Annotated in this window: 23 protein-coding genes; 15 read left to right on the top strand and 8 right to left on the bottom strand. The window is 73.5% G+C overall.

What is annotated here, in order from left to right; translation table 11 throughout:
• Positions 1 to 4: 4 nt before the first annotated feature.
• The 4 genes from ACNTMW_RS28040 to ACNTMW_RS28055 form a co-directional block, all read right to left on the bottom strand.
• Positions 5 to 922, bottom strand: a complete 918-nt coding sequence (locus tag ACNTMW_RS28040) for a ribonuclease Z (protein ID WP_426636878.1) — start codon at positions 920 to 922, stop codon at positions 5 to 7.
• A complete protein-coding gene (locus ACNTMW_RS28045; RefSeq protein WP_426636879.1) occupies positions 909 to 2183 on the bottom strand; it encodes an MFS transporter in 1275 nt (424 codons plus the stop codon). Before ACNTMW_RS28045 ends, ACNTMW_RS28040 begins: the two co-directional genes overlap by 14 nt.
• A gap of 98 nt (positions 2184 to 2281) precedes the next feature.
• Positions 2282 to 2518 (bottom strand): hypothetical protein, encoded by a 237-nt coding sequence (locus tag ACNTMW_RS28050; RefSeq protein WP_426636880.1) that lies wholly within the window; start codon positions 2516 to 2518, stop codon positions 2282 to 2284.
• Between the two features lie 93 nt (positions 2519 to 2611).
• Positions 2612 to 3682, bottom strand: a complete 1071-nt coding sequence (locus ACNTMW_RS28055; protein WP_426636881.1) for a hypothetical protein — start codon at positions 3680 to 3682, stop codon at positions 2612 to 2614.
• Positions 3683 to 3868: 186 nt separating this feature from the next.
• On the opposite strand from ACNTMW_RS28055, the gene ACNTMW_RS28060 reads away from it, so the two are divergent.
• Positions 3869 to 4126 (top strand): DUF1707 SHOCT-like domain-containing protein, encoded by a 258-nt coding sequence (locus ACNTMW_RS28060; protein WP_426636882.1) that lies wholly within the window; start codon positions 3869 to 3871, stop codon positions 4124 to 4126.
• A gap of 25 nt (positions 4127 to 4151) precedes the next feature.
• Here ACNTMW_RS28060 and ACNTMW_RS28065 read toward each other — a convergent pair whose 3' ends face one another.
• Positions 4152 to 6686 carry a SpoIIE family protein phosphatase gene (locus tag ACNTMW_RS28065; RefSeq protein WP_426636883.1) on the bottom strand — a complete coding sequence of 845 codons (2535 nt, stop codon included), beginning with the start codon at positions 6684 to 6686 and terminating at the stop codon, positions 4152 to 4154.
• Positions 6687 to 7101: 415 nt separating this feature from the next.
• On the opposite strand from ACNTMW_RS28065, the gene ACNTMW_RS28070 reads away from it, so the two are divergent.
• The 9 genes from ACNTMW_RS28070 to ACNTMW_RS28110 all read left to right on the top strand — a co-directional run bounded on the left by ACNTMW_RS28070 (position 7102) and on the right by ACNTMW_RS28110 (position 16782).
• A complete protein-coding gene (locus ACNTMW_RS28070; protein ID WP_426636884.1) occupies positions 7102 to 8661 on the top strand; it encodes an HAD-IIIA family hydrolase in 1560 nt (519 codons plus the stop codon).
• Positions 8658 to 9626 (top strand): glycosyltransferase, encoded by a 969-nt coding sequence (locus ACNTMW_RS28075; protein ID WP_426636886.1) that lies wholly within the window; start codon positions 8658 to 8660, stop codon positions 9624 to 9626. Before ACNTMW_RS28070 ends, ACNTMW_RS28075 begins: the two co-directional genes overlap by 4 nt.
• A gap of 5 nt (positions 9627 to 9631) precedes the next feature.
• Positions 9632 to 10867, top strand: a complete 1236-nt coding sequence (locus ACNTMW_RS28080; RefSeq protein ID WP_426636942.1) for a glycosyltransferase — start codon at positions 9632 to 9634, stop codon at positions 10865 to 10867.
• Entirely contained in the window at positions 10864 to 11595 is a 732-nt protein-coding gene (locus ACNTMW_RS28085) for a D-sedoheptulose-7-phosphate isomerase (protein WP_426636887.1), read from the top strand. Before ACNTMW_RS28080 ends, ACNTMW_RS28085 begins: the two co-directional genes overlap by 4 nt.
• Positions 11592 to 12824 carry a PfkB family carbohydrate kinase gene (locus ACNTMW_RS28090; protein ID WP_426636888.1) on the top strand — a complete coding sequence of 411 codons (1233 nt, stop codon included), beginning with the start codon at positions 11592 to 11594 and terminating at the stop codon, positions 12822 to 12824. The genes ACNTMW_RS28085 and ACNTMW_RS28090 overlap by 4 nt, the downstream gene beginning before the upstream one ends.
• Positions 12825 to 12840: 16 nt before the next feature.
• Complete coding sequence (locus ACNTMW_RS28095) at positions 12841 to 13533, top strand: SDR family oxidoreductase (protein WP_426636889.1); 693 nt, start codon at positions 12841 to 12843, stop codon at positions 13531 to 13533.
• A complete protein-coding gene (locus ACNTMW_RS28100; RefSeq protein WP_426636890.1) occupies positions 13530 to 14522 on the top strand; it encodes a glycosyltransferase family 9 protein in 993 nt (330 codons plus the stop codon). The genes ACNTMW_RS28095 and ACNTMW_RS28100 overlap by 4 nt, the downstream gene beginning before the upstream one ends.
• A gap of 5 nt (positions 14523 to 14527) precedes the next feature.
• Complete coding sequence (locus ACNTMW_RS28105; RefSeq protein ID WP_426636891.1) at positions 14528 to 15568, top strand: DNA topoisomerase IB; 1041 nt, start codon at positions 14528 to 14530, stop codon at positions 15566 to 15568.
• A gap of 275 nt (positions 15569 to 15843) precedes the next feature.
• Entirely contained in the window at positions 15844 to 16782 is a 939-nt protein-coding gene (locus ACNTMW_RS28110) for a SigB/SigF/SigG family RNA polymerase sigma factor (RefSeq protein ID WP_426636892.1), read from the top strand.
• Between the two features lie 47 nt (positions 16783 to 16829).
• Here ACNTMW_RS28110 and ACNTMW_RS28115 read toward each other — a convergent pair whose 3' ends face one another.
• Genes ACNTMW_RS28115 through ACNTMW_RS28125 form a run of 3 tightly spaced genes read right to left on the bottom strand, consistent with a single transcriptional unit; the run spans position 16830 to position 18450 of the window.
• Positions 16830 to 17597 carry a metallophosphoesterase family protein gene (locus ACNTMW_RS28115; protein WP_426636893.1) on the bottom strand — a complete coding sequence of 256 codons (768 nt, stop codon included), beginning with the start codon at positions 17595 to 17597 and terminating at the stop codon, positions 16830 to 16832.
• The gene (locus tag ACNTMW_RS28120) at positions 17594 to 17842 is read right to left on the bottom strand and encodes a hypothetical protein (RefSeq protein ID WP_426636894.1); all 249 of its coding nucleotides are present in this window, start codon (positions 17840 to 17842) and stop codon (positions 17594 to 17596) included. The genes ACNTMW_RS28115 and ACNTMW_RS28120 overlap by 4 nt, the downstream gene beginning before the upstream one ends.
• On the bottom strand, positions 17839 to 18450 hold the full coding sequence (locus tag ACNTMW_RS28125) for a nucleotidyltransferase family protein (protein WP_426636895.1): 612 nt from the start codon (positions 18448 to 18450) through the stop codon (positions 17839 to 17841). The genes ACNTMW_RS28120 and ACNTMW_RS28125 overlap by 4 nt, the downstream gene beginning before the upstream one ends.
• 169 nt (positions 18451 to 18619) lie before the next feature.
• Between ACNTMW_RS28125 and ACNTMW_RS28130 the strand changes: the two genes are divergently transcribed.
• From ACNTMW_RS28130 to ACNTMW_RS28150, 5 genes are all read left to right on the top strand, one after another.
• Entirely contained in the window at positions 18620 to 20272 is a 1653-nt protein-coding gene (locus tag ACNTMW_RS28130; RefSeq protein WP_426636896.1) for a carbamoyltransferase family protein, read from the top strand.
• Between the two features lies 1 nt (position 20273).
• Positions 20274 to 21347, top strand: coding sequence for a glycosyltransferase family 2 protein (locus ACNTMW_RS28135; RefSeq protein WP_426636897.1), 1074 nt, complete (start codon positions 20274 to 20276; stop codon positions 21345 to 21347).
• Positions 21348 to 21404: 57 nt separating this feature from the next.
• Positions 21405 to 21620 (top strand): hypothetical protein, encoded by a 216-nt coding sequence (locus ACNTMW_RS28140; RefSeq protein ID WP_426636898.1) that lies wholly within the window; start codon positions 21405 to 21407, stop codon positions 21618 to 21620.
• A gap of 304 nt (positions 21621 to 21924) precedes the next feature.
• Positions 21925 to 23142: an ornithine--oxo-acid transaminase gene (rocD, locus tag ACNTMW_RS28145; protein WP_426636899.1), complete on the top strand. Its 1218-nt coding sequence runs from the start codon at positions 21925 to 21927 to the stop codon at positions 23140 to 23142.
• 168 nt (positions 23143 to 23310) lie between these two features.
• A complete protein-coding gene (locus ACNTMW_RS28150; RefSeq protein ID WP_426636900.1) occupies positions 23311 to 24372 on the top strand; it encodes a DUF559 domain-containing protein in 1062 nt (353 codons plus the stop codon).
• The last annotated feature ends 217 nt before the right edge of the window (positions 24373 to 24589 follow it).

A 24589-nucleotide genomic window follows, 5' to 3' on the forward strand; every position in this document is an offset into this window, starting at 1 on the left:
TCGGTTACGCCACCGACGGGCGGCGCGGCGGCACCGGTATCCGGTCCAGGTCCGAGGCGACCACGATGTCGCCGGAGAACTCCCCGGCCGCCTCCGCCGCGAACCGTTCCGGCTCGGTGTAGCGCTGCGAGAAGTGGGTGAGCACCAGGCGGCGTACCCCCGACTCGGCCGCCACCCGCCCGGCCTGCCGCGCGGTGAGGTGGCCGTACTCGGCGGCCAGTGCCGCCTCCGTGTGCAGGAACGTCGACTCGATGACGAGCAGGTCGGCGCCCTCGGCCAGGGCGTACACCGCGTCGCAGAGCCGGGTGTCCATGACGAACGCGAAGCGCTGCCCGGGGCGGACCACGCTGACGTCGGCGAGGTCGACACCGTCCAGCGATCCGCGTCGTTGCAGTTCGCCGACGCGCGGCCCGCTGATGCCGGCCGCCGCCAGCCGCTCCGGCAGCAGCCGCCGGCCGTCCGGCTCGACCAGGCGGTACCCGTACGCCTCGACCGGATGGTCGAGCCGGCGGGCCTCCAGCCGGCCGAAGTCGCCGGCCGCGACCAGTGCCTCTGCGCCGCTCACCGGCTCCTCGCGCAGGTCGGCCGTCTCGTGGAAGACGCTGGCGTGGCGCAGTCGGGCGAAGTAGTCGCTGCCCGAGGCCGGATAGTGGACCCGTACCGGGTGCGTGACCCGGTCCAGGGACAGCCGCTGCACCACCCCCGGTACGCCGAGGCAGTGATCACCGTGGAAGTGGGTCAGGCAGATCCGGGTGACGTCGCCGGCGGAGACCCCGGCGAACAGCATCTGCCGCTGGGTACCCTCGCCCGGGTCGAACAGCAGCCCCGCGCCGTCCCAGCGCAGCAGGTAGCCGTTGTGGTTGCGGTGGCGGGTCGGCACCTGGCTGCCGGTGCCGAGCACGACCAGTTCACGCCCGGACATCGGTGGCCGCCCCCGTGGTCGGTGCGGGTGTACCGGAATCGGCCGGCAGGGCCGGCCACTCCAGCCGGCGTACCCCGGGTGACAGCAGCGCGGCGGCGGCCGCGACCAGCGTGACGACCGCGCAGCCGACGAGGCTCGCGTGGGTCCCCACGGTCACCGCGAGCGGACCGGCGGCGAGCAGGCCGAGCGGCCCGAGCAGGAGCGAACCCAGCCAGTCGTAGGAACTGACCCGCGACAGCGCGGACGCCGGGATGGTGCGCTGCATGGTGGTCTCCCACAGCACACCGAACACGTCGAAGCCGACGCCGCACAGGAACGAACCGGCGACCACGGCCCACAGCGGCGCACGCAGGCCGAGCAGGGCGGGTGGCAGGGCGTACAGCAGCGTCCACAGCGTCGCGACGAGGATCGGCCGCCTGGGGCGCAGCCGGACGGCGACGAACACGCCGGCCATCATGCCGACGGCCTGGGCACCCAGGATCGCCGACCACGCCGGGGCGCCGCCGAGTTCCGCCTTGGCCACCACCGGCCCGAGTACCCCGTACGCGGCCTGGGTCGCCGCGACCATGAACGAGAACTGGACGACCACGACCCACAGCCACTGCCGCGAGGAGAATTCCCGCCAGCCGTCGCGCAGGTCGGCGACGATGTGCGAACCGCCACCGTCCCGGGGAACGCGAGGCAGGCGCAGCGCTGCCAGCAGCGCGCCGGACACCGCGAACGACGCCGCGTTGACCATCAGTCCCCAGCCCGGCCCGACGAGCGCCACCAGCGCACCGGCCACGGCGAAACCGCTGAGGCGGGCGGCGTTGGTACCCAGCCGCAGGAGGGCGTTGGCGGACTGGAGCCGGGCCGCCGGTACCACCTCGGGTACCACCCCGGCCAGCGCCGGGAAGAACAGCGCGGTGGCCGTCCCGGCCGCCGCGGACAGCAGCAGGAGCGGCTCGAGTGGTGCCCGGCCCACCACGAACATGACGGCGATGGCGCCCCACGCCACCGTGGAACCGGCCTCGGCGACGACCATCAGTCGCTGACGCGGCCACCGGTCCGCGATCGCGCCGCCGAGCAGCATGAACGCGACCTGGCAGATCGAGTACACGGTGAGCACGGCCGACAGTCGGGCCGGAGTGGCGCCGGGTAATCCGAGCACCCCGAACGCCAGCGCGACCGGCCCGATCGCGCTGCCGAGCGTCGAGCAGGTCCGGGCGCCGAACAGCAACGCGAAGCGACGCTCGCGGAGCAGGCCGAGGTCGTTGCGCACCCGTGGACCCTAACCCGGTCGCGCCGGCCCGATCGATCGAATTCGCAATGGTGGTCGCCGTGACCGGGCCGTCCTGGTCGACTCCGACGGCGGACTGGTCACCCTTTCGGCAGCCGGGCGATCGACTCGGCGATCAGGTGCACCTCACGGGCATTGGGGTTGACCCCGAGGCCGCGCAGTCGCTCGGCGAGGACACGGGCCACCTCCTCTTCGGGGGCGCCGGCATGAGTGGTCGCCAGTTGGGCGACAACGTACTGCAGGCGCCCGGCGACTTGTCTGTCGTAGAGTGACATCGAGACGCGGTCCATGGTGACCGCCGGGACCTTGTTTTCCATGGTCACGAAGGTAATCAGCCGCCGGTGCGGCACAAGGTTTCGCAACCGACCGCACCCGGTTCGCAGCCGGACCGCACCCGGGGTGTCGGCGGGTCAGGCGCCCAGGAGCCGGCCGATCGTGCTGAAGAGGTCGCCGTAGAAGGTGCCGTCGAGGTTGCGGAACAGTGCGAACTCCTCGCCCGGGCTGCCGAAGAACGGCCGCAGCGTCCAGCCGAGCTGGGTGCCGACGAAGCCGAACAGCAGGATCCAGATGTACAGCAGCGTCATGCTGGTCGACCGCTGACCGGCCAGCTGCGGGCTCGGCGCCGGGTACTGCGGCCGGTGGAGCTGGCCGGGGTGTCCGGGGTGGATCGGGTGTCCAGGGTGGACCGGCTGGCCGGGGTGGACCGGGTGTCCGGGGTGGACCGCGATCGGCTGGACCGGCTGTCCCTCGGGTACCACGATCGGCTGTCCGGCGTGGACCGGCTGGACCGGGACGGCCTGCGGCGCCGGTACGCCCGTCCCGACCGCGTCGACCGTGCCGCCTGCGGTGCCGGTCGCGCCGTTGGCCGCGGCAGCCGTGCCGGCGGCCGGAGCCGCCGCTGCCACCGGTACCCGCTCCGGCTGGGGAGCCTCCACGGGGGTGGTGGCCGCGATCCGGGCGTGTGCCTCGACGGCGGCGAGGCGCTCCTGGTGCTCGTTGAGCGTGCGCATCCCGGTGGTGAGGAACTTCAGCCCGACGGCCGCGGTGAGCATCAGGATGCCCACGTTGAGCAGCTTGAAGAACGCGTAGCTGTGCGCGCTGATCAAGAAGAACAGGCTGATCGGCGCGAAGGCCAGGGTCAGCACCGAGGTCACCGTGATGGCGACCATGATCAGCGTCACCGCCTGGAGCACCGACAGGCGGGCCCCGAACACGAGGTTGAACAGGTAGAGCGTGGGCAGGCAGATCGCCAGCGTGGCGAGGAACAGCAACGGGAGCTTCACCGCGGACGACAGCGCCTGCAACCAGCCGTAGTTGGCGCCCAGGACCGCGCCGTACAGGGCCAGGCTGACCGCGGAGCTGGCGAGCATCTGCCCGGTCAGCTGGCGCAGGCCGGTCTCCTCGATGATCTGGCGCCAGAGTCCGTCGCGGTCGCGCAGGATGCGCTCGATGACCAGCAGGCCGGGTTGTTGGTTGTCCACGAGCCCTCCCGATGTCCGCGGATGGTCCAGGGGGTGCCCCGCGGATGAGTGGGGAGGTTACCGTTGTCGACGCGCCCGCGCTGCCCCCTACGGCCGGGGGACGGTGTGACGAACCAGCGCGCAATGTTTGGCGCCGGTCGACACGTCAGGCGGGCAGGGGAGGGGTGGACCGTGGACGGTCTCCGGGTGTCCGATGACGACCGGATGCGGGTCGTGGCCGCGCTGGAGCGGCACACCGCCGCCGGCCGGCTCAGCCTCGACGAGTTCTCCGACCGGGTGGCGCGCGCCCTGGCCGCGGCGACCCGCCACGACCTGGCGCTGGTGACCAGCGACCTGCCGGCCGAGCCCGACCCGGCGGCCCGGTCGGGGCAGCTGCTGGTGGCGTTCGGACTGGCGATGGCGACACTGGCGGTGCTCGGCCTGGTCATCACGCTGGCGCGCTGACGGCCGGCGCGCCGAGCGCCGGAGTTCAGCCGTTGACCCGTACCAGCATCGCGCCCATGTCGATACCCGGGCCGACCCGCAGCGCGTCGAGCACGTGCGACACCACGGCCTCCACGTCGTCACGGCCCGCGTGGGCGCCCGCGCCGAGCAGGACGTCGAGGGCGCTGACCAGGTCGGTGCCGCGGCCGCCGACCAGGCTGTCGGTGTAGAGCAGCAGCCGGTCGCCCGGCGCCAGCTCGACCGTCGCGTCCTCGTACGTCGCCTGCGCCACCACGCCCACCGGCAGGCCCAGCGGCCCCGTCAACAGCTCGGCCCCGCCGTCACCGCGGTAGCGTACCGGCGCCGCCTGGCCGGCCGCGGCCCAGCTCAGCCGGTGTGCGCGGGACTCGTACCGGCCGACGACCAGGGTGGCCGTGCGCTCCGGGTCCAGCGCGCACAGCAGGGTGTTGACCGACGCCAGGATCTCGCCCGGGGACATGTCCAGCGCGGCGTAGGAGCGCACCGCGTACCGCAGCCGCGCCGCCGCGGTCATCGCCGCCAGTCCGCTGCCGGCCACGTCACCGACCACCAGGAGGCTGACGCCGTCGGGCAGCGCACAGGCGTCGTACCAGTCGCCGTCGACGTGTCCGGTGTGGTCGGAGGAGCGGCCCCGGCCACTGACCCACAGGCCCTCCGTGGCACCCAGCTCCGGCTGGTCGGGCAGTAGCGCCCGTTGCAGCGCCTGCGCCGCGTGCAACTCCGCGTCCACCCGGCGGCGCTGCGCGGTCACCGCCTCCTCGGCCAGCCGCAGCCGGGATTCGAGGGTGCGTTCGTCGGTCACGTCCTGCACGGTGCCCAGGACGGTGCCGACGACGCCCTCCGCGTCGACCACCGGCTCGGCGACGATGCGCAGCCGCCGCCCGGCCAGCCGGCCGGCGCCGCGGAACTCCCAGCTCAGCTGCTCGCCCCCGACCAGGGTGCGGCTGACCGCCTCCTGGACCGCCGCCAGGTCGTCGGCGTGTACGCAGCCGGCCAGATCGCCGGCGCGGATCGGATGCGGCCGCTCGTCGCCGAAGTACATCCGGTACAGCTGGGGCGAGCAGCGCGGCTCCGGGCTGTCGAGATCCCAGCGGAACGAGCCGATCCGGGCGATCCGCTCGGCGTCGAGCAGCTGCGGGTGGATCAGCTCGGACTCGTCGTGTACCCGCCAGGTCATGACGACCCGGTCGGCGACCCGGCCGGCGCGGGCGCTCAGCATCCGGCCGACCGCCGACCCGCCCGTCGCCGGGGCCAGCCGGACCGGGCCGAGCCGCTGCGGCCGGCCGGTGTGCAGCAGCGTGGCGAGGCGGGGCAGCAGCAGCTCGCTGCCGATCCGGGGATAGATCGCGAGCAGGGTGGCGCCCTCACCGGCGCGGGCCGGCGAGATCAGCTCGGCGGCCGGGGCGTTGGCGTACTCGACCCGGAAGTCGACGACCCGGCCGTCGTCCCACACCGGGGCGAGCAGCACCGTCGGGTCGGGCACGGTCTCCAGCACGATCGGCAGCCACGCCGCCGCGTCGGCGTCGGTACCGTCGGCCTCCGACCCGGCGGGCGACCGGGCGGCCAGCTCGGCGACCTTCCGGGCGGCCGGCATCGCCAGTGCGGTCAGGTACCGGCGGGCGTCGGGGGAGAGTTCGAGCGGCTCGTGCCAGGACAGGCCGAGCGCGCCGACCACCCGGTCGCCGTGCAGCAGCGGAGCGGCGAAGACGGCCCGGCAGTCGGTCTCCGCCACGACCGGGAACCGCTCGGCGAGCAGCTCGGGGTCGGTGACCAGCAGTGGCGCGCGGTCCCGGGCGGCGAGGGTGATCGGGACGTCGGACCGGGGTGGCACCCGGGTCCAGGCACCGCGCTCGCCGGCGGACATCCCGTACGCGCCGACGAAGCGGTGCGCCCCGGTCGGTTCGAGGAGCGTCAGGACGACCGTCGCGGGTGCGGGCCAGCCGGCCGTGGCGGCCCCGACCGCCTCGGCGACCTCGTCGAAGGTCGCGGCGGCGTCGATGCGCGCGCTGACGAGCTGGTGCTGGGACTGGAGCGCCTCGTGGTCGCCGGGCCGGCGGGCCGGGCCCACCCCGCCGCCGGGCCGGCGGGCCGCCGGACGGGTACCGCCCGCCGCCCGCAGGTGCTCGCGGACCAGGTCGGTCACGGGCGTGGTCGGCGGGTCGGGCGCGGTGGTACCCACGATCGCCGCGGCGATCTCGACCAGCTTGACGTTGGCCCGCTGGGACAGCGTGACCAGCTGGTCGAAGGCCGCGTCGGGGGTGATCCGGAGGCGTTCGACGAGGACGCCCTTGGCCTGCTCGATCACGGCCCGGTTGCGCATCCCCGCGCGCACGCCGGCCAGCTCCGTGCGCAGCTTCTCCACCAGCGTGGCGAGCGCCTCGGCCGGTTCGGGTGTGGTGCTCTCCGCGGGCGGGTAGGTCCCCTTCGTCGCGGGGTCGTCCGCCACCCGGGCCGCGGGCGGAGTGGCCCCGGCCGTCCGGCGCTTCGTGGCCGAACCGCCCGGTACCCGCCGCTGGCCACTGTCGGCCGGCCGCTCACGCATCTGGTTCCGCTCCCCACCTGCTGGCTGATCAACATGCTATGCGGAGGCCGCCCGGGCCCTCGGCGGGCGGGCGGCGTCCGACCCATCGTCCCTCATCGGTGCCGGCGCCACCCGGCCGCGTCCGGGGTGCGGCCCGGTACCGGCGTTGTCCCGCCGTCGATCCGGCCGGTACCGGGCTTTCCGGTGAGCGCGCCTGACCCCGGCTGGCCTGGTCGTCGGCCCCCAACAATACGCACCGTAATCGCGCTATGGCGGACCGAGGTGGGAGCTACCCCGGCCCGGCCGGTAACGCAAATTGATGTTTACCGGCCAAGTCGACGGGTAGTGCTCTGGCACAGGCAGTTGGCGTCGGCGCGACCCAGAGGGTCGTGCCCGACACAAGTGTGCAACGAGGCGGGGGGGCGGGGGCGGGTTGTTGCAGAGCCAGGGCTTCGCGGCGGCACTCCTCGACCGGGACGGCACCCTCGTGGAGGACGTGCCCTACAACGGCGACCCCGACCTGGTCCGGCCGGTGCCCGGCGCCCGGGAGGCGCTTGACCGGCTACGGGCCGCCGGTCTCCGCCTGGGCGTGGTCAGCAACCAGTCCGGCATCGCCCGCGGGTGGCTCACCCACGAGCAGGTCCGGCGGGTCAACGCGCGCGTCGAGGAGCTGCTCGGGCCGTTCGACACCTGGCAATACTGCCCGCACGGTCCCGACGACGGCTGCGGCTGCCGCAAGCCCGCCGCCGGCATGGTGCGCGCCGCCGCGCAGGCCCTCGGCGTACCGGTGGAGCGCTGCGTCATGGTCGGCGACATCGGCGCCGACGTGACCGCCGGGCTCGCCGCGGGCGCCGCCGCGGTGCTGGTACCGACGCCGGTAACCCTTCCCGAGGAGGTCGCCGCCGCTCCGGTCGTGGTGGCCGATCTCGCCGCGGCCGCCGACTGGATCCTGGCCGAGTCGCCATCCAGACCCAGGGTGCTCGTCGCCCGCTGCGACTCCGCGGGCGACGTGCTCCTGACCGGACCGGCCATCCGGGCCGTGGCGGCCGGAGCATCACATACCACTCTCATGTGCGGGCCGCGCGGACATGACGCGGCCCGCTTGCTACCCGGGGTGGACGACCTCATCGAGTGGCGGGTGCCGTGGATCGACCCGCAGCCGCGGCCGGTCGACGGCGCCGAGGTCGACGCCCTGGTCAAGGACATCGAGACGCGGCAGTTCGACCGCGCCGTCATCTTCACCTCCTTCCACCAGTCCCCGCTGCCCCTGGCGCTGCTGCTGCGGCTGGCCGGCGTGCCGCACGTCTCGGCCATCTCCGAGGACTACCCGGGATCGCTGCTGGACGTGCGCCACCGCGGCGTCCCCGAGGACATCTCCGAGGTCGAGCGGGCACTGTCGCTGGCCGCCGCGGCCGGGTTCGGCCTACCGGCCGGCGACGACGGCCGGCTGCGCCTGCGCCACCCGCTGCCGGCGGTCACCGGGCTGCCGGACGATTACGTCGTCGTACACCCCGGCGCGAGCGTGCCGGCACGGGCCTGCCCGCCGCAGCGGTGCCGCGAGTTCGTGTGCGCACTGGCCGAGGCCGGCCAGCGGGTCGTCGTCACCGGCGCGGGCAGCGAGCGCGAGCTGACCCGGTACGTGGCCGGCGACACCGCCCTCGACCTCGGCGGGCGTACCAGCATGGCCGAGCTCGCGGCGGTGCTGGAGGGCGCCCGCTGCGCGGTCGTGGCCAACACCGGCCCGGCCCATCTCGCCGCGGCCGTCGGCACCCCGGTGGTGAGCCTGTTCGCGCCGACCGTGCCCTTCGAGAAGTGGCGGCCGTACGGGGTGCCGGTCCGGCGGCTCGGTGACCCCGACGCACCCTGCCGCGACACCCGGGCCGCGGTCTGTCCCGTACCCGGTCATCCCTGTCTGTCCACGGTGGCCACCGACGACCTGGTGGCCGCGGTGGCGGCCCTATCGGCCGACCAGGCGCGAAACGGTGGTGAAGCTTGAGGATCCTGTTCTGGCACGTCCATGGCGCCTGGGCGACGGCATTTGTCCAGGGTGGACACGACTACCTGGTGCCCACCACCCCGGACCGGGGTCCGTACGGGCTCGGCCGGGCGCGGACCTACCCGTGGCCGGACAACGTCGTCGAGGTGTCGCCCGAGGAGCTGGCGGGCGCGGACGTCGACGTGGTGCTGCTGCAACGGCCGGAGGAGTGGGAGCTGGCCGAGCGCTGGCTGGGCCGCCGGTTGGGCGTCGACGTGCCGGCCGTGTTCGTCGAACACAACACGCCCAAACAGGGGGACGTGCCGAACAGCCGGCATCCCATGGCCGACCGCGACGACGTGACGCTCGTACACGTCACCCACTACAACCGACTGATCTGGGACAGCGGCGCGACCCGCGCCGAGGTCATCGAGCACGGTATCCCCGACCCGGGGCCGATCTACACCGGCGAGCTGCGGCGGGTCGCGACGGCCATCAACGAGCCGATCCGGCGGTGGCGGCTCACCGGCACCGACCTGCTGCCGAGGTTCGCCGAGGTCGTGCCGGTCGACGTGTACGGCATGAAGGTGACCGGCCTGCCGGAGCACCTGGGCCTGTCCGGCGAGCGGATGGCGGTCTTCGAGGACCCGCCGCAGGCGCAGATGCACGCCGCCGTCGCCCAGCGCCGGGTGTACCTGCACCCGCACCGCTGGACCTCGCTCGGGCTGTCGCTGCTGGAGGCGATGAGCGCGGCGATGCCGGTTGTCGTCCTGGCCACCACCGAGTCGGTCATGGCCGTCCCGCCTGGTGCGGGCGTGTTGTCCACCTCCGTGGACGAACTGGTGGAGGGCGCCCGGTGGTTGGCGTCCGACGCCGAGGCCGCTCGCCGCTGTGGCGAGGTCGCCCGGCAAGCCGCACGGCAGCGGTACGGGCTGGCCCGATTCCTTGCTGACTGGGACGCGCTTCTGAAGGAGGTAGCTTCGTGACGCGACTGCGGATTGCGATGGTTTCCGAGCACGCCAGTCCGCTGGCGATGATCGGAGGTGTCGACTCGGGTGGGCAGAACACCCACGTGGCCGAGTTGGCGACCGCCCTCGCCCATCGTGGCCACGAGGTGCGGGTGTACACCCGCCGTGACAACCCCGACCTGCCGGACGTGGTCCCGTTCGCCGACGGGGTGCTGGTCGAGCACGTACCGGCCGGTCCGCCGGAGCTCGTGCCCAAGGACGGCCTGCTGCCGTACATGGGGGAGTTCGGCCGCTGGATGGCCGCCCGCTGGGCGTCGTCGGAGTTCACTCCCGACGTCGTGCACGCCCACTTCTGGATGAGCGGCCTGGCCGCGCTCACCGCGACGTCGTCGAGCCGGATCCCGGTGGTCGTCACCTACCACGCGCTCGGCTCGATCAAACGCCGCTACCAGGGTTCCAAGGACACCAGCCCGGACACCCGGCTGGGGCTGGAGCGCGAACTGGGGCACCTGGCCGACCGCGTGATCGCGCAGTGCGCGGAGGAGGTCGAGGAGCTGGGCAGGATGGGCATCCCGCGCGGGTCCATCCAGGTCATTCCGAGCGGCGTCAACACCGAACGGTTCGCGCCGTCGGGTCCGCGGGCGGAGCGCTCGGCGGGCGGACGGCCCCGCATCCTCAGCGTCGGCCGGATGGTCGAACGCAAGGGGTTCGCCGACCTCGTCCAGGCGCTGTACCTGGTGCCCGAGGCCGAACTGGTGCTGCTGGGCGGGCCGCCGGCCGACGAGCTCGACCGCGACCCGGTCGCCGTCGCGCTGCGCCGGCTGGCCGAGAAGCGCGGCGTGGCCGACCGGGTCCGGATCGTCGGGTGCGTACCGCGCGAGGACATGCCGGCCTGGTACCGCTCGGCCGACGTGGTCGCCTGCGCGCCCTGGTACGAGCCGTTCGGCCTGACCCCGCTGGAGGCGATGGCGTGCGGCGTCCCGGTCGTCGCGTACGCCGTCGGCGGCCTGGTCGAGAGCGTCATCGACGGGGTGACCGGCACCCTGGTACCCCCGCGGGACATCCGGCGGCTGGCCGCCGCACTGCGCTCGGTGCTCGGCGACGAGGTGCGCCGGATGAGCTACGCCAGCGCCGCCGTCGACCGGGTGCGTTCGCGCTACACCTGGGAACGTACGGCCGCCGACATGGAGCGGGTGTACGCGTCGGTCACCGGCGATCCGATCGTCGCCGGTGGAGCGCTCACGGAGGTCTCCTCATGACCCTGCTCTCCGGTAACGAGGCGCGCAGCGGAAGCGCCGACGACGCCGAGGACCCGGCCGGCGGACCGGCGGCAGCGGCGCTGGACCCGGTCGTCGACCGGCAACTCGACACGGTGTGGCGGCGGTCGGCCGTCGACGCCAAGCTCGACCGGCTGGCCGAGGCGGTGGATCAGTTCCGGGCGGAGGCGCCGCGGCTGGCCCGCTGGGGCGAGCACCTGGCCCGGGTCCTGGTCGACGGTGGGCGGCTGCTGGTGGCCGGCAACGGCGGCAGCGCCGCGGAGGCGCAGCACCTCACCGCCGAACTGGTCGGCAAGCTGCACGACGACCGGCCGGCGTACTCGGCGATCGCCCTGACCGCCGAGACCTCCAGCCTCACCGCGATCGGCAACGACTACGGGTACGAGCGGGTCTTCGCCCGGCAGGTGGAGGCACACGGCCGCCCCGGCGACGTGCTCATCCTGATCTCGGGCAGCGGGCGCAGCAGGAACCTGATCGCCGCCGCGGAGACCGCGCGCGAGCGGGGCGTCACCTCCTGGGCGATGACCGGTGCGCTGCCGAACCCGCTCGCGATGTGCTGCGACGACGCGCTGGCCATCCAGTGTGACGCGCAGACCGCGCAGGAACTGCACCTCGTCGCGGTACACCTGGTGTGTGAACAGGTCGAGGCGGCGCTGCCGGCCACCGAGATGCGCACCGGCCACCGGGCCGGCCGGGGAGTACGGCGGTGAGCCGGGCTCCGCTGGTGGTCGTCGGTGACGTCCTCCTGGACCGGGAGGTGCTGGGCCGGGTCGACCGGCTGTGTCCGGAGGCGCCGGTGCCGGTGTTCGACGAGACGGAGGTGCTCGACCGGCCCGGCGGCGCCGGACTCGCCGCGGTGTTCGCCGCCTCGGCGGCGGCGAGCGGACCGCCCGGCCGGACCGGCCCCGGCCGCCCACCCCGCGAGGTGGTCCTCGTCGCGGCGGTCAGTGCCGACCCGGCCGGCGACCGGATCAGGGAACTGCTCGCCCGCGCCGGGGTACGCCTGGTCGAGGTGCCGCTGCTCGGGCCGACGCCGGAGAAGATCCGGCTGCGTGCCGGCGGCCACCTGCTGATGCGGCTGGACCGCGGCAGCGAGCCCGGCGAGATCGCCGCGGCTCCGGCCGAGGCGATCGAGGCGATCCGCGCGGCCGGAGCGATCCTCGTCAGCGACTACGGCCGTGGCGTCTGTGCGCATCCGCAGCTGCGCGCCGCCCTGACCGAACGGGCCCAGTGCATGCCCCTGGTGTGGGACCCGCACCCCCGTGGCGGCCAGCCGGTACCCGCCACCCGCCTGGCGACGCCCAACCGGGCCGAGGCGATCGGCTTCGTGTCGGCCAACCCGAGCGGCACGAACAGCGGTGAGTGGCCGGTGCTGGCGCCGCTGCACGCGCACGTCCGGGACGGCGCGCAGGTACGCGCGAACGGCAACGGCCACGCCGCCGGCAACGGCCACGGCAACGAGTACGCCGCCGGCAACGGAAACGGCAACGGGCGCGCGGCCGGCAACGGCAACGGACGGGTAGTCGCGAACGGCAACGGGCGGGTGGTCGCGAACGGCAACGGCCACGGCGCCGGCCGCACCGACCCGGCCACCGCCGACCTGGCGCAGGCGGCCGGGATGGCGGTGCGGCTGCGCCGGTACTGGGCGGCCACCGCGGTCGTCGTCACGCTCGACGACCGCGGTGCGGTGCTCTCCGACGGCGTCAACCCGCCGCTGCTGGTACCCACGCCGTTCAGCGCCCGCGGCGACAGCTGCGGCGCGGGCGACCGGTTCGCCAGCGCGGCGGTGGCGTCGCTCGCGGAGGGCTCGTCGACGCTGGAGGCCGTGACGACCGCGGTCACCGCCGCGACCGCCTACGTGGCCGCCGGCGGGGCGCTGGCCCTCTGCCCCGAGCTGCACGAGCGTGCCGACGACCCCTCGTCGGCAGTGATCATCTGACTGTGGAGGAGAACTGATGCCAGGCGCGGTAATCGTGACCGGTGGCGCGAGCGGCCTGGGCGCCGCGGTCGTCTCGGCGGTACGCGACGCGGGCGGCACACCGTACGTGCTCGACCTCAAACCCCCCGCGGCCGACGTCCCCTACGTGGCCGTCGACCTCGGCGACACCCGCGCCGCCGAGCGGGCCACCCGTGAGCTGGCCGACCAGGCGGTCGCCGAGCACGGCGCGCTGCGCGGCGTGGTCACCGCCGCCGGCATGGACGTCCCCGCGCCGCTCACCGGCATCTCCGGCGAGGACTGGGAGCGGATCGTCGCGGTGAACCTGCTCGGCACGGCGGCCGTCGCCCGGGCGGCGGTGCCGTACCTGCGCGACAGCCACGGCATGCTGGTCACGGTCGCCTCGACGCTGGGGATCAAGGCCGTCGGCGACGCCACCGCGTACTGCGCGGCGAAGTTCGGCGTGGTCGGTTTCACCCGGGCGCTCGCCGCCGAGCTGGCCGGCCAGGTGGGCGTGACGCTGCTGATCCCCGGCGGCATGAAGACCGCGTTCTTCGACGACCGCGACGACAAGTACAAGCCCGCCCCGGACGCACCCCTCAACGACCCGGCGCACACCGCGGCCACGATCATGTTCGCGCTGTCCCAGCCCCCCGGCTGCGCGGTCCGGGAGATGATCGTCTGCTCCGAGGTGGAGTCGTCGTACCCGTGAGGCCGGTCCTGCTGGCGCTGCGGGCGCTGGGCATTGGTGATCTTGCCACGGTGGTACCGAGCCTGCGGGCGCTGCGCCGCGCCTTCCCCACCCACGAGCTGGTCCTCGCCGCGCCGGCCGCCCTGACCCCGCTGGTCGAGGCGACCGGCGCGGTGGACCGGATCTTCGACACCCGCGCGTACGTCCGGGGACCCATCGACCGCCTCGACTGGCCGGGGCCCCGGCCGGACATCGCGGTCAACCTGCACGGCAAGGGGCCGCAGAGCCACCGGGCGCTGCTGGCCACCGACCCGGTGCGGCTGATCGCGTACGCCCAGCCCGAGGCCGGCTGGCCGGACGGCCCGCAGTGGTCCGACGACGAGCACGAGCGCGACCGCTGGTGCCGGTTGCTGCACGAAAACGGCATCCCGGCCGACCCGTACGACCTGGCCCTCGCGGCGCCGCCGCCGGTCGACGGCTGGTCCGGCGCGGTCGTCGTCCACCCCGGCGCGAGCGGCCCGGAGCGGCGCTGGCCGGTGCCGCGCTTCGCCGACGTGGCGCGCCGGCTGGCCGCCGACGGGTACCGTGTCCTGGTGACCGGCTCGCCGGGGGAGGCCGCGGATGCCCGCGAGCTGGCCGAGGCCGCCGGCCTGCCGCCGGACGCGGTCCTGGCCGGCCGCACCGACCTCGGCTCGCTCGCCGCGCTGATCGCGCACGCCCGGCTGCTCATCTGCGGCGACACCGGGGTGGCCCACCTGGCCAGCGGGTACGGCACCCGCTCGGTGGTGCTGTTCGGCCCGGTGTCGCCGGCGCTGTGGGGGCCACCGGCGGTCAGCGGCCGGCACACCGTACTGTGGCGCGGCCCGCAGGGCCTGCCCGACATCGGGGTCGACGAGGTGTACGCGGCGGCCGTGGCCCAGCTCGACGCGGACGCGCCCGACGCCGCCGGCGCATCCGGTACGGCCGGCGCGCCCGACACGGTCGGGGCCGGCCGGCCACCCGGGAGGTAGCGGTCATGCGGCTGCGACGGGCCGACCCGAGCCGGCCCGGATACACCCGCCGCCGGCGCGGTAAGGGTTTCGCTTACTACGACACCGCGGGCCAGCTCATCGGCGACCCGGACGAGCTCGGCCGGATCCGGGCGCTGGTGATCCCGCCGGCCTGGACCGACGTGTGGATCTGTCCGGACCCGCGCGGGCACATCCAGGCCACCGGTGTCGACCAGGCCGGCCGGCGGCAGTACCGCTACCACGACGTGTGGCGGGCCAAGCGCGACGCCGAGAAGTTCGAGCACGTCCTGATCGTCGGCGCGCACCTGCCCCGGCTGCGCAAGCGGGTCGCCGACGACCTGGCCGGCCGGGGGCTGGGCCGGGAGCGGGTGCTGGCGGCCGCCGTCCGCCTGCTCGACCAGGGGGTGTTCCGCATCGGCGGGGAGGCGTACGCCACCGCCGACGGCGGCTCCGGCGAGCCCACGTACGGGCTGGCGACGCTGCAACGCGACCACGTCAGCGTGCGCGGGGCGGCGATGGAGTTCCGGTACCCGGCCAAGGGCGGCGTCGAGCGCTGCCAGCGCCTCGTCGACGCCGAGGTGGCGCCGGTGGTCCGGACGCTGCTCAAACGGCCGGACCCCAACCCGGAGCTGCTGGGCTACCGGGCCGGCGCCCGCGGCCCGTGGCGCGACGTGCGCAGCGCCGACATCAACGACTACCTCAAGGAGGCAAGCGACTGCGAGATCAGCGCCAAGGACTTCCGGACCTGGCACGCGACCGTCATCGCGGCGATCTGCCTGGCCCAGCCCGAGGCCCGCGCGGCGACGTCGGCGACCGCGCGCCGGAAGGCGGTGACCCGGGCGTACCGGGAGGTGTCGGAGTACCTGGGCAACACCCCGGCGGTGGCGAAGGCGTCGTACGTCAACCCGCGGGTGGTCGACCTGTACCACGACGGCGAGACCATCGCGTCGGCGTGCGCCGAGGTACCCGACCCCGACGGCGGGTTCGCCGTCCGGCACACCGCCGAGCAGGCGCTCCTGGCGCTGCTCGGCGGCGACCCCGGCTGAGTCGGGTGGCCGGTGGCCGTCGGCGGGCGGGGAAGGTCGGCCGTCCCCCTTCCGGGGGAACGCTGACCTTCCCACGCTCCGTGGTGGCGCGGTAACGTCGGCAGCGCTGGCATCCTCCGAACGGAGGACTCCTCACTGGAGGAGTCGCCGATGGCACGCCGACCGATCGTCGACCGTCGGGCGACGGCGGGAGCTGGGCCCGGTGTCCGGTCGACCGGGCCGGGTCGGGTGGCGTGTCGCCGCTGTTGCTCCGACTCGCCGGACAAGGGACGACCATGACCGCTACGACCAGCCGCGACACCGACCGCCGCGACGCCGGGCTCGACATCGATCCTCGTGACGCCGTTCCTGACGCCGACCGTCGGAAGGTCACGTCCGGGGCCGACCGCCGCGATGCCGCGCCCGGCGAGGTCACCGGCGTGCCCACGGCGGTCCGCCCGGACGGCGGCCGATCCGGTGCCGAGGCCGAGGTGGTGGTGCGCGCCCTGCTGACACGGCTGGCCGACCTGCCCGCCGACAGTCCCGACCGGCAGCGCGTGCGCGACCGGCTCATCGAGCTGCACCTGCCGCTGGCCGAGTACCTGGCGCGGCGGTTCCGCAACCGTGGCGAGCCGCTCGACGACCTGGTCCAGGTGGCCAACCTCGCGCTGGTCAAGTCGGTCGACGGGTACGACCCGGGTCGGGGTACGGGGTTCGGCAGCTACGCCGTCCCGATGATCCTCGGTGAGCTCAAGCGCCACTTCCGGGACAAGGGATGGGACATCCGGGTACCGCGGCGGGTGCAGGAGCTCCGGATGGAGATCACCCGCACCACGGGTGAGCTGGCCCAGCGGCTCGGCCACTCGCCGACGGTCGCCGACCTCGCCGTCCACCTGGGCATCCGCGAGGAGGACGTCGTCGAGGGGCTGGACTCCGCGCACGCCTACCGGACCCTGTCGCTGCAGACGCCGCTCCAGGGCCAGGAGCCGAACGCCACGGAGCTGGCCGACCTGATGGGCGAGGTCGACCGCCGCCTGGAGCGGGTCGAGGACCGGGAGTCCCTCCGCCCGCTGATCGCCCGGCTGCCCCGACGCGAGCAGCGGATCATCGCGCTGCGCTTCTTCGGCAACATGACCCAGTGTCAGATCGCGGCCGAACTGGGCATCTCCCAGATGCACGTATCGCGGCTGCTGGCGCACGCGCTCCGGGAGCTGCGCAGCGGCCTGCTGTCCTGAACCGCCGTCGGGGGCGGCTGCCATCCCCGTGGGAGCCCGGCTGCCCGCTACGCTCCCGCCGGGGCGGGCACCACGAGCTGGTACACGCTGTACGCCTGTTTGATCACCGGGTGGGCGACGTTGCGCACGTGCACCCCGCCGGCCGTGACGCCGCGTTCGGTGCCGGCGTGCGCGTGGCCGTGCACCGCGAGCGCCGGGCACGGCCCGTCGATGGCCTCGCCGAGCAGGTACGACCCGAGAAAGGGATAGATCTCCAGCGGCTCGCCCAGCAGCGTGTCGGCGGTCGGCGCATAGTGGGTCAGCGCCACCCGGACGTCGCAGTCCAGGTCCTGCAGCGCCGTGCCCAGCTTCTCGGAGACCAGCCGGGTGTGCCGGATGAACGCCTTCATCTCGGGCTCGCCGAACTCGCTCGCGCACCGACCGGCGAAGCCGCCGCCGAAGCCCTTCGCACCCGCGATGCCCAGCCGCACCCCGAAGCAGTCGAGGACGACGCCGGTGCACTCGAGGACGGTGATGCCGCCGTCCTCCAGGATCTTGGTGATCTCGTCGGCGGCGTCGGAGTGGTAGTCGTGGTTGCCGAGGACCGTCACCACCGGTACGGGCAGGTTGCCGAACTCGGTCACCACGCAGCGCGCCTCGTCGCCGGTGCCGTGCCGGGTCAGATCGCCGGCCAGCAGCAGCACGTCGGCCTTCTCGCCGATGCGTTCCAGCGCCGGACGGAACCGACCCAGCACGTTCTCGTCGATGTGTACGTCGCCGACCGCGGCCACCCGTACGCAGTTGGGCGGTCGGTTGTGGTTGTGGTCCGTACTCACACTTCCTCCACCTCTTCCGGCTCGTGTACCCGGGTGACGCCGATGTCGGACTTCACGGTCAGGCCCGGGAACCGCTCGGCCACCACCTGTTCGATGACCTCCTTGCGTTTCGGGCTCGTCACCTCACCGGTCAGCACGAAGGTGCGTTCCTCCAGGTGACTGACCCGGATGCCCTGCTCCGAGACGCGCTCGTCCTCGGTGAGGACGCGCTGCAGCTCGCCTTCCTGGTACGGGTCGGGTTTCATCCGGAAACCTCCTTGAGCTGTGCCCGGCGCTCCGTTGCCGAACTGACCTCCGCCAGAGAAACGATGTTGAGCCGGTCCACCAGCACCATGAACGCCTGCGCGTAGGGGGAGTGCGCCGTCTCGCGGTCGACCCGCGCCCAGTCGATCTGCTCGCGCATGGACTGGGCCACCGGTAGCGCCTTCGCCAGGTCGCAGTAGTGCGGCCCCATGGACAGCAGCTTGTGGATCATGAGTTCGGTCGCGGAGAGCACAGGCATGTGGCAGGCGTTGACCGACAGGACGTCGGTGTCGGCGAGGGTATCGTCCGTGACCGGGCGCTGCACCGGGGAGTAGATCAGGTCGACGAGGCGGTCGTCGTCGTAGACCTTGACCAGCCATCCCTCCGGAGGTATCTCGGCGCGGAAGCCGACCTCGACCAGGCCGGTCAGGATCCGGTCCGCGTCTTCCTCCTTGATCAGAAAGTCGACGTCGTGGTCGCACACACCGCCACCGCGTGCGTACACCGCGAAGCTGCCCGCGAGCGCGAACGGGGCGCCGATCTGCTTGAGGTAGTAGGCGACCCGCTTCAAGGTCTGAATGAGCGGCTGTTGATCCTCGGCTAGAGGCATCGCAGGCTCCTTGTGGTCAGATCGGCCCGCACGTCCGGGGCCGACCGGGACCCTCCTGCAGATACCCGTCACCGTGTGTTCTCACACCGTTCCGAGGGCACCCGTTGACCCCCGCACGGGGCAGATATTCCCGCTGTTTGATCACTGTGGCGAGGGGTACGACCGGTCCATGCGTGTCCTCGGTATCAATGCCGTCTTCCACGACCCATCGGCGGCTCTTGTGGTGGATGGGCAGGTCGTCGCGGCCGCCGAGGAGGAACGGTTCAGCCGCCGCAAGCACGGTAAGCGGCCGGTACCGTTCGCCGCCTGGGAGCTTCCCGAGCAGGCCGCCGCCTGGTGCCTGGCCACCGCCGGCATCGACGCCGCGCAGGTCGACGCGGTGGCGTACTCGTTCGACCCGACGCTGTGCCGCCCCGCCGACGAACTCGGACTCACCGACCCGTGGGACTGGCTGCGCCAGGAGTACGCCAAGCGGGCGCCCGGCTTCCTCGCCACGGCGCTGCCCGGGCTCGACCCCGAGGCCGTACGGTTCGTGCCGCACCACGCCGCGCACGCCGCCTCCGCCGCGCTCGCCGCGCCGGCCGTGGCGGGCCACGGCGACTGCGCCGTGCTCGTCCTCGACGGCCGCGGCGAGGTCGCCAGCCACCTGGCCGGCTACTACCGTGACGGAGAGCTCCACCCGCTGTACGCGCAGTCCCTGCCGCATTCGCTCGGGCTGATGTACGAAGACCTCACCGCCCACCTGGGCTTCCTGCGCTCGTCCGACGAGTACAAGGTGATGGCGCTGGCCAGCTACGGCAAGCCCCGGTTCCTGCCGGAGCTGCGGGAACTGGTCAAGGCCACCGGCGACGGCGGGTTCTCCGTCGCCCCGATCGACTGGGCGGCCCTGACCAAGCCGGTGGCAGCGGGCGCCGAACCCGGCCCGGAGCACGCCGATCTCGCCAGCAGCGTGCAGATTCGGCTGGAGGAGGTCATCGGAGACCTGGCCCGGTGGGTGTACGACGCGACCGGCGGCAACCGGCACCTCGCCATGGCCGGCGGCACCGCGCTCAACTGCGTGGCCAACGCCCGGCTCGCCGCCGAGGGCCCGTTCGAGACGGTGTGGGTGCAGCCGGCCGCCGGCGACTCCGGTACCGCGCTGGGCGCGGCCCTGCACGTGGCCCGCGGTCTGGGTGACCGGACGGCGCCCATGCCCGGTGCGGACCTCGGCCGCGGCTTCACCGACGACGAGATCGAGGCCGAGCTGCGCCGGGCCCGCCTGCCGTACACCCGCCCCGGCTCCATCGCCGAGGAAGCGGCCGAGGTGCTCGCCGCCAACGGCATCGTCGCCTGGTTCCAGGGGCGCAGCGAGTACGGCCCGCGCGCGCTCGGCCACCGGTCGCTGCTGGCCAACCCGACCGACCCGGACAACACCGAGCGACTCAACCTGGTCAAGGGGCGCGAGCAGTTCCGGCCGGTCGCGCCGATGGTGCTCGCGGAGCGGGCCGGCGAGGTCTTCGACGGGCTGCTGGACAGCCCGTACATGCTGTTCGTGCAGAAGGTGAAGCCGGAGTGGCGGGACCGCATCCCGGCCGTCACGCACGTCGACGGCACCGCGCGCATCCAGTCCGTCCGTGACACAGGCGAGCCGCTGGTCGCCGAGATGCTCCGTGCCTTCGAACGTCGTACCGGGGTTCCGGTCGTCGTCAACACCTCGCTGAACACGGCCGGCCGGCCGATGGTCGACTCGCCGTTCGACGCCCTCGAACTCTTCGGCTCGGCACCGATCGATCTGCTCGCGATCGGACCGTTCGCGGTGCGGCGCGCCGACTGCTGGCGCTGACATGGGTACCGGAGTCTCCATCGTCGTACCGACGGTCGGCCGGCCCAGCCTGTCGCGGCTGCTCACGGCGCTCGCGCCGGCCGACGGGGTGCTGCCGATGCCGCTGGAGCTGATCCTCGTCGACGACCGTCGGGACAGCCGCGATCCGCTGGTGGACCTGCCGCCGTCGCTCAAGCCGGTCACGAGGATCGTCGGCGGCCGCGCCGCCGGCCCGGCCGCCGCGCGCAACGTCGGCTGGCGTGCCGCCGCGTACCCGTGGATCGCCTTCCTCGACGACGACGTGGTACCCGCGCCGGACTGGCTGAGCGCCCTCGAAGGCGACCTCGATGTCGATGACCATGTCGCCGGGGTGCAGGGCGTTGTGGAGGTGCCGATGCCACCGGACCGCCGGCCGACCGACTGGGAGCGGGTCACCCGCGGTCTGGCGGACGGCCGGTGGATCACCGCCGATATGGCGTACCGCCGCGAGGCGCTGGCCGCCGTGGGCGGATTCGACGAGCGCTTCCCGCGCGCCTTCCGGGAGGACGCCGACCTGGCGTTCCGGGTCCGGCGGGCGGGCGGCGTGCTCACCGTCGGTCGCCGGCGGGTGATCCATCCGGTACGCCCGGAGAGTCCCTGGGTGAGCCTGCGCACCCAGGCCGGTAACGCCGACGACGCGTTGCTGCGCCGGCTGTACGGCCCGCGATGGCGGGAGCTGCTGGAGGCACCGCCCGGCCGGCGTCCCCGGCACGCCGCCGTGACGGCCGCCGGTCTGGTCGCGCTCGGTGCCCTGGGTACGGCGGCCGGGCTGGCCGGGCGGCCGGGGCGTTCCCCGCGCGCCGCACGCGCCGCGCGGGTGGTCGGGGCGCTCGCCGGGGCGGCGTGGCTGGCCGGGACGGCGGAGTTCGCGGCGGCCCGGATCGCGCCGGGACCGCGTACCACCCGGGAGGTCGCCACGATGGCGGCGACCAGCGCGCTGATCCCGCCGTACGCGATGGCCCAGTGGCTGCGCGGCTGGGTGCGCGCCGCCCGGCCGAGCCGAGCCGAGCCGGCGCGTGGTTCGTGCCCGGGTGACCGGATCGGTGCCCGCGGTTGATCAACTTCACCCGAACGTGTCGTGCGGCGACGATCGTACGCGTGTTCGAATACCGCGGTGGAGCGACGTAAGCACTGGTGGAACGGAACCTGGGGTCGGCTGGCCAGGCACGACGTCTACCTGTACGAAGATGGCGGTCTATGGGTGGTGGAGTCGCGCGAGGGTGGCGCCGACGGTCGTAGCCGGTGGTACGAGTACCGCGACGAGGATGCCGCGATGGGGTGTGTGCGCGGCCTGCTGGCCGACAGTCCGCACTGGCGCCAGATGAGCTAGGCGACCGCGGGCGCCGGATCGCGCACGTGCGGCCGCCGCCCGGCGGGGCCGCGCAACGACGTTGCGTCGGTAGACGATCTACGCAACGAATCTCCGCCTGCGCGCAAGAGGAAGCAATGGCTGACCGGCCGGGTACCCGCTTACAGTCGAGCGGCGCGAGCACTTCCCGTCGAGCGGGCTGTGGTCGAGCGCGCGTGTTGACGGGGCGGCCGGCCGAGATACGAGCGGATTATCCCCGTTTCCGTAGAATTTCGACTGCGCGAAGCCGGTGGGGGGCCGAGCGCCGGACGCAGGAGGTACGCCGATGACCGCCGTCTTCCCCGACCTGACGGCCTCCGCGGTTGCCGAGGCCGAGCAGTGGACCGCGCACAACTACCACCCGCTGCCGGTGGTCATCGCGGACGCGTCGGGAGCGTGGGTGACCGACGTCGATGGTCGCCGCTACCTCGACTGCCTCGCCGGTTACTCCGCGCTCAACTTCGGCCACCGGCACCCGACGCTGATCTCCGCCGCCCGGGAGCAGCTCGACCGGGTGACCCTGACCAGTCGTGCGTTCCTGCACGACCAGTTCGGCCCGTTCTGCCGGGAGCTGGCCGAGCTGTGTGACATGGACCTGGTCCTGCCGATGAACACCGGCGCCGAGGCGGTCGAGACCGCGATCAAGGTCGCCCGTAAGTGGGGGTACCAGGTCAAGGGCGTACCCGACGGCCAGGCCACGATCGTGGTCGCCGAGAACAACTTCCACGGCCGTACCACCACGATCGTCAGCTTCTCCACCGACCCGGACGCCTACCGCGACTACGGCCCGTTCACGCCCGGTTTCCGGATCGTTCCGTACGGTGACCTCGCCGCGATGGAGGCCGCCATCGACGAGACCACCGTCGCGGTGCTGATCGAACCGATCCAGGGCGAGGCCGGGGTCCTGGTCCCGCCGCCGGACTACCTGCCGGGCATCCGGGCGTTGTGCACCTCCCGGAATGTACTGATGATTGCCGACGAGGTGCAGTCGGGCCTCGGGCGGACCGGCGCAACGTTCGCCTGTGACCTGGAAAACGTGAAACCCGACATGTACGTCCTGGGCAAGGCCCTCGGCGGTGGCGTCGTACCGGTGTCGGCGGTCGCCTCGTCCCGTGAGGTGCTCGGGGTGCTCAGGCCGGGCGAGCACGGCTCCACGTTCGGCGGCAACCCGCTGGCCTGTGCGGTCGGCCGCGCCGTGGTGCGCCTCCTTCGGTCCGGGGAATACCAGGAGCGGGCCCGTGAGCTCGGCGAGCACCTGCACCGGCGGCTGGGTGAGCTGGTCGGGCGGGGACTGACGGCGGTACGGGGCCGTGGCCTGTGGGCCGGCCTCGACATCGACCCCGGGCTGATGACCGGACGCCAGGCGTGCGAGCGGCTCGCGGAGCGCGGCATCCTGGCCAAGGACACCCACGGCTCGACGATCCGACTGGCCCCGCCGCTGGTGGTCACCCGGGAGGAGATCGATCTCGCCGTGGACGCGATCGAGGCCATCCTGGCCGCATAGCCCCCGACCCCGCCAGGACCTCCGGGAGCTTGGAAGGTTGGGCACCGGTATTGGTACCCAATCTTCCAAGATTGCTGGCCTGTCCCGGGGACGACGGTTTATCCACAGGGACAACGGGCTGTCCACAGGGGACAACGACGCGACGGCCAGGCGACGACACTGGGCCGGGTGTCCCGCTCTCACGACGAACCAGTGTGGTCGCCGGTCGAAGGCTGCTCAGCCTGGTCGCCGGTCGACGACGCCGCCGCCTGGTCGCCGGTCGACGACGACACCGCCTGGTCGCCGGGCTGTGACGGATCACGGCGGTTGCCGTCCGACGACGCACCCGAACTGGACTGGCTGCTGTTCCGGCAGGATCGGGTACTGAGCCGGCAGCAGGCGCTGGCCGCCCTCGGGCGGCCGGCCCTGCGAAACAGGCTGGCCAGGGGGAACTGGCAGCGGCCACACCGGGGTGTGGTCGTGGCGCACAACGGCCCCCTGACCCGCTCCCAGCGGATCTGGGTCGCCGTGCTCGCCGCCGGCCCCGCAGCGGTGTGCGCCGGTCTGACCGCGGCGACGCTGGACGGGTTGCGGGGGTTCGCCCCGGCGCGGATCCACCTGTTGATCCCGGCTGACCGGCGGGTCGTTCAGGCGACCGGGGTCACCGTGCATCGCACCGATGTGCTGCCGGACCATCACGTGCGGGCGCGTCTCGCGCCACCGCGTACGACCATGGGCCGCGCAATCGTCGACGCGGCCGCGTGGGCGCGTACCGATGAGGATGCCAGGGCCGTCGTGGCGGCGGCGTTCCAGCAGCGACGCGTGTCGGTGGCGGAAGTCGAGCAGGTCCTCGAGGTCATGGGCCGCAGTCGCCGCCGTGCCCTGGTCGGTGAGACGGTCCGGTACGCGCAGGGCGGCGCCCATTCGCTGTCCGAGGTTGATCTGGTCAGGTTGTGTCGCCAGTACCGGTTGCCGCCACCCGACCAGCAGGCCAAGCGGGTGGACCGCGCCGGGCGGACGCGTTACCTCGACGCCTACTGGAAGCAGTGGGGCGTGCACGCGGAGGTGGACGGCGCCTGGCATCTGGACGTGCGGCAATGGTGGGCGGACATGCGTAGGCAGAACGACCTGTGGGTTCGCGGGGACCGGGTACTGCGCTTCCCGGCCTGGGTGGTTGCCAGGCGGCCGGACGAGGTCGCCGCGCAGCTCCGGGCGGCGCTCGAAGCGGCCGGCTGGACCGGTGCGTTGTAGTTCTTGGAGAGTTCGGCACCAATATTGGTGCCCTACTTTCCATGATCGGGGAGTGGCCCGGGGCGGGGCCGGGGTCGGGGTCGGGGTCGGGGTCGGGGTCGGAAAAGCAAACTGCCCGCCGGAGGCGACATCGTCGCGCCCGGCGGGCAGTGCTGGCTCACCCCCACAGCGGCCTGCACGCATTCACCCATGCTCCAACGCGTCTTGTCAACGCGAA

The sequence above is a fragment of the Planosporangium spinosum genome, from assembly GCF_049999945.1.
Taxonomy (GTDB): Bacteria; Actinomycetota; Actinomycetes; order Mycobacteriales; family Micromonosporaceae; genus Planosporangium; species Planosporangium spinosum.

Coding starts and splice junctions, on each gene's coding strand:
- ACNTMW_RS28040 (WP_426636878.1), bottom strand. CDS start 922: ATGTCCGGGCGTGAACTGGTCGTGCTCGGCACCGGCAGCCAGGTGCCG.
- ACNTMW_RS28050 (WP_426636880.1), bottom strand. CDS start 2,518: ATGGAAAACAAGGTCCCGGCGGTCACCATGGACCGCGTCTCGATGTCA.
- ACNTMW_RS28065 (WP_426636883.1), bottom strand. CDS start 6,686: ATGCGTGAGCGGCCGGCCGACAGTGGCCAGCGGCGGGTACCGGGCGGT.
- ACNTMW_RS28085 (WP_426636887.1), top strand. CDS start 10,864: ATGACCCTGCTCTCCGGTAACGAGGCGCGCAGCGGAAGCGCCGACGAC.
- ACNTMW_RS28095 (WP_426636889.1), top strand. CDS start 12,841: ATGCCAGGCGCGGTAATCGTGACCGGTGGCGCGAGCGGCCTGGGCGCC.
- ACNTMW_RS28105 (WP_426636891.1), top strand. CDS start 14,528: ATGCGGCTGCGACGGGCCGACCCGAGCCGGCCCGGATACACCCGCCGC.
- ACNTMW_RS28110 (WP_426636892.1), top strand. CDS start 15,844: ATGACCGCTACGACCAGCCGCGACACCGACCGCCGCGACGCCGGGCTC.
- ACNTMW_RS28120 (WP_426636894.1), bottom strand. CDS start 17,842: ATGAAACCCGACCCGTACCAGGAAGGCGAGCTGCAGCGCGTCCTCACC.
- ACNTMW_RS28125 (WP_426636895.1), bottom strand. CDS start 18,450: ATGCCTCTAGCCGAGGATCAACAGCCGCTCATTCAGACCTTGAAGCGG.
- ACNTMW_RS28130 (WP_426636896.1), top strand. CDS start 18,620: ATGCGTGTCCTCGGTATCAATGCCGTCTTCCACGACCCATCGGCGGCT.
- ACNTMW_RS28135 (WP_426636897.1), top strand. CDS start 20,274: ATGGGTACCGGAGTCTCCATCGTCGTACCGACGGTCGGCCGGCCCAGC.
- rocD (WP_426636899.1), top strand. CDS start 21,925: ATGACCGCCGTCTTCCCCGACCTGACGGCCTCCGCGGTTGCCGAGGCC.